The 5,530-nt window shown below is 65.0% G+C and carries 8 protein-coding genes; 3 read left to right on the top strand and 5 right to left on the bottom strand.

All coding sequences use genetic code 11. From position 1 onward, the window contains the following. The coding region (locus tag ACRDUX_RS09770) for a hypothetical protein (RefSeq protein WP_526413339.1) at nt 1–209 on the bottom strand (209 nt) is incomplete at its 3' end. Between the two features lie 408 nt (nt 210–617). Here ACRDUX_RS09770 and ACRDUX_RS09765 point away from each other — a divergent pair. The 3 genes from ACRDUX_RS09765 to ACRDUX_RS09755 all read left to right on the top strand — a co-directional run bounded on the left by ACRDUX_RS09765 (nt 618) and on the right by ACRDUX_RS09755 (nt 2,975). Beyond that, complete coding sequence (locus tag ACRDUX_RS09765; RefSeq protein ID WP_526413338.1) at nt 618–2,036, top strand: metal-dependent hydrolase family protein; 1,419 nt, start codon at nt 618–620, stop codon at nt 2,034–2,036. Nucleotides 2,037–2,291: 255 nt separating this feature from the next. Next, a complete protein-coding gene (locus ACRDUX_RS09760; protein ID WP_526413336.1) occupies nt 2,292–2,426 on the top strand; it encodes a hypothetical protein in 135 nt (44 codons plus the stop codon). Nucleotides 2,427–2,495: 69 nt separating this feature from the next. Then, on the top strand, nt 2,496–2,975 hold the full coding sequence (locus ACRDUX_RS09755; RefSeq protein WP_526413334.1) for an SRPBCC family protein: 480 nt from the start codon (nt 2,496–2,498) through the stop codon (nt 2,973–2,975). A gap of 132 nt (nt 2,976–3,107) precedes the next feature. Here ACRDUX_RS09755 and ACRDUX_RS09750 read toward each other — a convergent pair whose 3' ends face one another. From ACRDUX_RS09750 to ACRDUX_RS09735, 4 genes are all read right to left on the bottom strand, one after another. After that, nucleotides 3,108–4,211: a serine hydrolase domain-containing protein gene (locus ACRDUX_RS09750; protein ID WP_526413332.1), complete on the bottom strand. Its 1,104-nt coding sequence runs from the start codon at nt 4,209–4,211 to the stop codon at nt 3,108–3,110. After that, nucleotides 4,196–4,477 (bottom strand): hypothetical protein, encoded by a 282-nt coding sequence (locus tag ACRDUX_RS09745; protein ID WP_526413331.1) that lies wholly within the window; start codon nt 4,475–4,477, stop codon nt 4,196–4,198. Before ACRDUX_RS09745 ends, ACRDUX_RS09750 begins: the two co-directional genes overlap by 16 nt. A 155-nt stretch (nt 4,478–4,632) precedes the next feature. Then, nucleotides 4,633–5,034, bottom strand: coding sequence for a type II toxin-antitoxin system VapC family toxin (locus ACRDUX_RS09740; RefSeq protein ID WP_526413329.1), 402 nt, complete (start codon nt 5,032–5,034; stop codon nt 4,633–4,635). Nucleotides 5,035–5,094: 60 nt separating this feature from the next. After that, nucleotides 5,095–5,530, bottom strand: a 436-nt coding sequence (locus tag ACRDUX_RS09735) for an NAD(P)-dependent oxidoreductase (protein ID WP_526413327.1), incomplete at its 5' end; no start/stop codon positions are given.

Genomic DNA, 5,530 nt, shown 5'->3' with positions numbered 1-5,530 from the left:
GCAAAGAAGTACGTCGTGTCGAGCACCCTGGACCGGTGGATTGGAACGCGGAGCTCCTGCCCGGCGATCTGGGGGAGGCCGTTCAACAGCTCGAGCAGGCGTCGGGGAGTGGACTGTTCGTGGGAGGCGTGAAGCTTCCAATGGCGTTGGCGTAGTTGGGGTTGATCGATGAGTACGAGTTCGTCGTGCAGCCCAGGCTGGTGGGCCATGGGCCGACGCTGTTTGCGGGGCTATCGAAGCATGTCGACTTGAAGCTCATGGGCCAACTCGAGTTCGGTTCCGGGGCTGTGGCGGTGCGGTACGAGCCGAGAAGGTAGCTCGTCGCGACAGACTCTGGATTGCGCCGATCGATCGTGTCGTGGTCGAGGTTGCGGCAGAGTTGCTGGTAGCGCCAACCGTGCAGCATCTCATCGACAGTCTGAACCTCAAGATGCAGCCGAGGCACCGAGTCAACGAGGTAGACGCGGCCACTCTTATCTCGCTTCCCCCAGGAACATCCCGGGATTACGCGTGTCCAACGCGCGGGAACTAGGCCCAACCGACCTGGTATGCACTACAGGTACTGCCGATTCTGCTAGACCTGCTGTAACTTTCGCATCCACGAAGAGGGGACACCGATGCGGCCTCTGAGCCTTATCACCGCGCTGTCAATCGTTCTGGCGACTGTCGGGTGTTCGGCCGGCGGCGGCCAACCCGCGCCGAGTAGCGCGCCCCCACCTCCGGGTCCGGCCCCGGCCGCACCCCCTCCGGTACCCGGCCAGGCGACGCCCGCGGCGGTGGAGTTCCGCAACGTCCGGATCTTCGACGGGCACGGCGACAAGCTGTCGGCACCATCGAACGTGCTGGTGAAGGGCAACCGGATCGAGAAGATTTCGACCGAGGCGCTGCCTACCGAATCGGGAAGCGACACCACCGTGATCGATGGCGGCGGCCGCACCCTCATGCCCGGACTCATCGACGACCACTGGCACACCATGTTCGTGCGGCCCTCGCCGGCTCAGGCGATGGCATCGGGTGTGGGCTACGTCAACCTGGTGGCCGGCGCCGAGGCGCATGACACGCTGATGCGTGGTTTCACCACGGTGCGTGACCTGGGCGGGCCCAGCTTCGACCTCAAGCGCGCCATCGACGCGGGCGTGATCGACGGGCCTCGGATCTTTCCGTCGGGTGCCATGATCACGGTGACCAGCGGCCACGGCGACTTCCGGACCCCCGCCGATCTTCCGCGCAACCCCGGTTCGCTGTCGCATCAGGAGATGGTCGGCGCGAGTGCGGTTGCCGACAGTCCCGACGAGGTGCGGTTGCGCACCCGTGAACAGCTGTTTCAAGGGGCATCACAGATCAAGTTGACCGCCGGCGGCGGGGTCTCCTCGCCGAACAGTCCGCTCGACGTCATCACGTTCACCGAACCCGAACTGCGGGCGGCCGTGGAAGCCGCCACGAACTGGGGTACCTACGTCACCGTCCACGCCTATACACCTGCCACCATCCAGCAGGCGATCGCCGCCGGAGTCACGTGCATCGAGCACGGTCATCTGATGGACGACGCCACCGCCAAACAGATGGCCGACAAGGGCATTTGGTTGAGCACCCAGCCGATTCCGCCGGAGATGATCGGGGCGTTCCCGCCCGGCTCGGAAGAGGCCGACAAGGCCAAGGAGATCGTCGCCGGCGTCGACAACGTGTACAAACTGGCACGTAAGTACCACCTCAAGACGGCCTTCGGCACCGACATCCTGTTCTCCCCCCAACTGGCGCCCAAACAGGGCGCACTGCTCGCAGGACTCGGCAAATGGTTCTCACCGGCCGAAGTCCTGACGATGGCGACCGGCACCAACGCCGACCTGCTGGCGATGTCGGGCAAGCGCAGCCCGTACACCGGCAAGTTGGGGGTGGTGGAGCAGGGTGCGCTGGCCGATCTGCTGCTTGTCGACGGCGATCCATTGAGCAATCTGCAGTTGGTTGCCGACCCCGGAAGCAACTTCAAGATCATCATGAAGGACGGCAAGATATACAAGAACTCGTTGGCATCTTGACAAGACGAGGACTACCCATGGCACCGTCAGTGTCCGTCGAGTGGTCCTCGGTCCTGCTATGCGGGCAATAACTCCTTGGTGTACAACGAGTTTCCAGACGCATCGCACAAGTTGACCGTCAAAGCCCGCGAGGCCGAGTCGATGGTCACCTCATCGAAATGCTGGAAACCCTGGGCACGGGAGGGGCAACGCGCCCGTCAACGAGGCGCGCAAGAGGGTGCGGCGGGAATCAACGGTCGTTGATCGGTAGGAACCATGTCGGCCAGCACGCGGCGTCTTGGCGACGCGACGACGAACATCGGTGAGGCAAAGGGCTACCGGCTGGTATCGCGTACGTTGACGGGCCTCCTTCACCCCGCGATGTTGGGCCTTGAGCCGACGGCAGAATAGAACGCCAAAGCCATGACACATCGAGCGCGGTTCCGATGAGTTTCTGAGCCGTCGTCGGTCGGTATGGGCATGACTGACGAAACCATGAGAATCGCGTGCACCATCAACGCACCGGCCGAAACCGTGTTCGAGGTACTGGCCGACCCGACCACCCATCAGGCGATCGACGGCACCGGTTGGGTGCGGGAGTCGCTCGACGGCAAGCGGCTGACCGAAGTCGGCCAGGTTTTCCGAATGGCGATGTACCACGACAACTACGGGGGCATGCACTATGAGATGGCCAACCGGGTCGAGGTCTTTCAGCCCCCGCATGCGATTGCGTGGCTGCCGGGCCAGGGCGCTGACGACGCCACCCTCGACTTCGGTGGCTGGATCTGGCGCTACGACCTCGAGCCGGTCGGCGACGACCGGACGGAGGTCACCCTGACGTATGACTGGTCGGCGGTGCCGCCTGCCATTCGTGAACACATCGGCTTCCCACCATTCGACCGGCAGCACCTGGACAACTCGCTCAAGCACCTCGCCGGGCTGGCGCAGGAGCGGGTGTAGGTCGGCACCCTCCTCAGGCCGCGATGCGAAGGGCCTCAGGAACTGGCGGAGCCGTTCACACGGGCGCTAGTGCGCATCGAAGCAGAACGACTGAGCTTCTCGGCGTCAGCGGTGTTCACGTCTCCACCAACATCATGAGTTGATCTCGGCTGCGGTCAGGTCCGCGAGTCGCTGTGCGGTGTTGAAGTGGGAGGTCACAAGGGTCTTGGTCATGGCGAAGGAGGTTCCGGTGGCGGTGTCGGCATAGACGTAGCTGCCGCCGCCACCGACCCATCCGAACGTGGTCGGTGTCTCCTCCGGCCGAGTGCCGATGCGGCCCAGCGGATAGCCAAGGGCCAGCCGCGCATGGGTGCCGAAGACCTGGTCGGTGCCCTCGAAGGCCACCGCCGTCAACTCCGCGAGCTGGTGTGAATCGATGAGCCGACCGTCGAGCACCGCGGCGTTCATGGCAGCGATTCCCCGCGCGGTGAAGGTGCCGACCGACGGAATGTCCGCTTGCAGGATCTCGTGGCTGTTGCCGATGGCCGCGGTCGGTTGCAGTTCCCATGGCGCAAGAATGGCGTTGTCGTCAGGTGGGGCAACCGGGCCCGGTGCGGCGTCTTCGAGTCGTGCCAGCCGGGTCAAATCATCTTGGGGCACACCGAAGTACAGGCCTCCGTCGATTCCAAGGGGCTCGGCGATCCACTCGTGCAAGAGTTGCCGCATCGGTTTGCCCGTCGCCCGGCGTGCGATTTCGCCGACAAGGAAGCCGAAGGTGAACGAGTGGTACCCCGTCTCGGTCCCGGGTCGCCACCGCGGTTCGGCGTCGGCGATCGCGGCGCAAACCCGCGACCAGTCAGTCAATCCGGTAGGGCCGATGCCCCCAGGCATCGCCGGCACGCCGACCGAGTGTGTGAGCACGTGTCGAAGTGTCGCAGTCGCCTTGCCGTGGGTACCGAACTCCGGCCACAGGCTGACCACAGGTGCGTCGTATCCGACGGCGCTGATCCTGACGAGCAGGTGAGCGATCAGGGACGTCATGACCTTGCCGGCAGAGAAGCTGAAGAACGGGGTCTGCGGGGTCACCGTGCGCCCAGTCTGGCTGTCGGCAACGCCTGCGACGGCGTCGACCACGAGGGCGCCGTGGTGGTAGACGGCAACCTGCAAGCCGACTTCGGCTCCGGTGTCAACGAGTTCGTCGAGGACGCTTTGGATCTGGTGCTGCAATGACGGCATCATCGTCACCGGTTCGGCCACGTGTAGCGAGTCTGGCTGGACGTCGGTAGCTTGCCGAAGGCGAATCCGACGGTCGGTTCGCGCTCGGAGCGCTCATCGACCACGGACGCAACACCCTCGATGACGACGTCCACACCGCTCAAAGCATTCGTGCCCGTCGTCAGCACACAGCGGGGATTGCGCACTTCTGCCACACCGAGGATGGCCAACGCAGACGCCCACGGCGTCGCTTGCGCGCCAGAAGACGAGAACGGCCCCAGCACGGCATCCGGTTCACTCTCTGACATGGTCGCTCCCTTGCCCAATGAGGCACGTTCAGCCGACGTTCCGCTAGGTATCACGTGCCGTCTTGATGACGACTTGAACTCGCCGAGAAGGTCATCGGTCTGCGCGCGTACCAGCTAGGCGTTGCCACGTAGCCAGTTGCTCGCAGTCCAAGGGGCTACGGCCGCAGGATGTCGCGCGGGGACACGGTTTTGACGAATGCGCGCGCCGCGGCGGCGAGTTTCCTGTCCGCGGTGGCCAGCGCGTCCGCCTGCAGCTGGGTCAGTGCGATGTACTCGGCCTGGTAGGTGTCCGGCCAGTTCAGCTGGGCGGCTATTCGCCATGCGTGGTCCTGCAGTGATCGGTCGCCGAGGAGTCGGATCCGCAGCCCGCGGATGTCGTCGAGAACCTTCCGGCCGGTCCGTTCATCGATCTCGCCGCGGTGCACCGATTCGTACACGAGGGCGAGCGCCTGCGAGCGCAGCAGGGTGGGAGCCGCCAGGCTGTGCTCCGGTGGAATGGTCGCTCCGCCTGTGGCGAGGTCGATGGCCACCTGTGCATCGATGACGAATGTTGTCATACCCGTACTTTCGCATGGACCGCAGTCTCAGCCGACGTGTTCGTCGGCGGGTTTAATTCGTCAGGCCGGATTTCCGAGGTTCACGTGCGCCCTGTGATGGGCGTCCTTGTCGATGAGGTCGACGAGCCCCAGGGCGTAGTCGGCGGCCGAGATCATGCCTCCGGTGTCCGGCTCGACGGCGACGTCGTCGCCCAGTTCGTAGCGGCCCAGCGACTCGCTGGGCGCGTGGGCGCCGAATCGCAGGGCCGGGCTCACGAAGACCCAGTCCAGGCTCGCGGGTGTCGCCGGCAGATCCTCGGTGATCAGCGCGGCGCCGGCGCGAACCTCATCGCGAATCTCGGCAGGGACGTTGCTGAGGTCGGTGACGAAGCGGTCCGCGCCGGGTGCCGGCCGTAGGGAGGAGAAGCCGCCGACCACGTACAGCCGGGCTCCGGCCGTGTCGGCCAGCCCGGCGATGACCCGATTGACGTCACGGAAGGCGTGGATCGAGGGACCG

Source organism: Mycobacterium sp. (assembly GCF_050701675.1).
In the GTDB taxonomy this organism is placed as follows: Bacteria; Actinomycetota; Actinomycetes; order Mycobacteriales; family Mycobacteriaceae; genus Mycobacterium.
The sequence above is the reverse complement of the archived record's forward strand: the minus strand, read 5'-3'. Positions and strand labels throughout refer to the sequence as shown.

What these genes read in the sequence shown, in the direction of transcription:
- ACRDUX_RS09760 (WP_526413336.1), top strand. Translation starts at nt 2,292, where the DNA reads ATGTCGGCCAGCACGCGGCGTCTTGGCGACGCGACGACGAACATCGGT.
- ACRDUX_RS09755 (WP_526413334.1), top strand. Translation starts at nt 2,496, where the DNA reads ATGACTGACGAAACCATGAGAATCGCGTGCACCATCAACGCACCGGCC.
- ACRDUX_RS09745 (WP_526413331.1), bottom strand. Translation starts at nt 4,477, where the DNA reads ATGTCAGAGAGTGAACCGGATGCCGTGCTGGGGCCGTTCTCGTCTTCT.
- ACRDUX_RS09740 (WP_526413329.1), bottom strand. Translation starts at nt 5,034, where the DNA reads ATGACAACATTCGTCATCGATGCACAGGTGGCCATCGACCTCGCCACA.
- ACRDUX_RS09765 (WP_526413338.1), top strand. Translation starts at nt 618, where the DNA reads ATGCGGCCTCTGAGCCTTATCACCGCGCTGTCAATCGTTCTGGCGACT.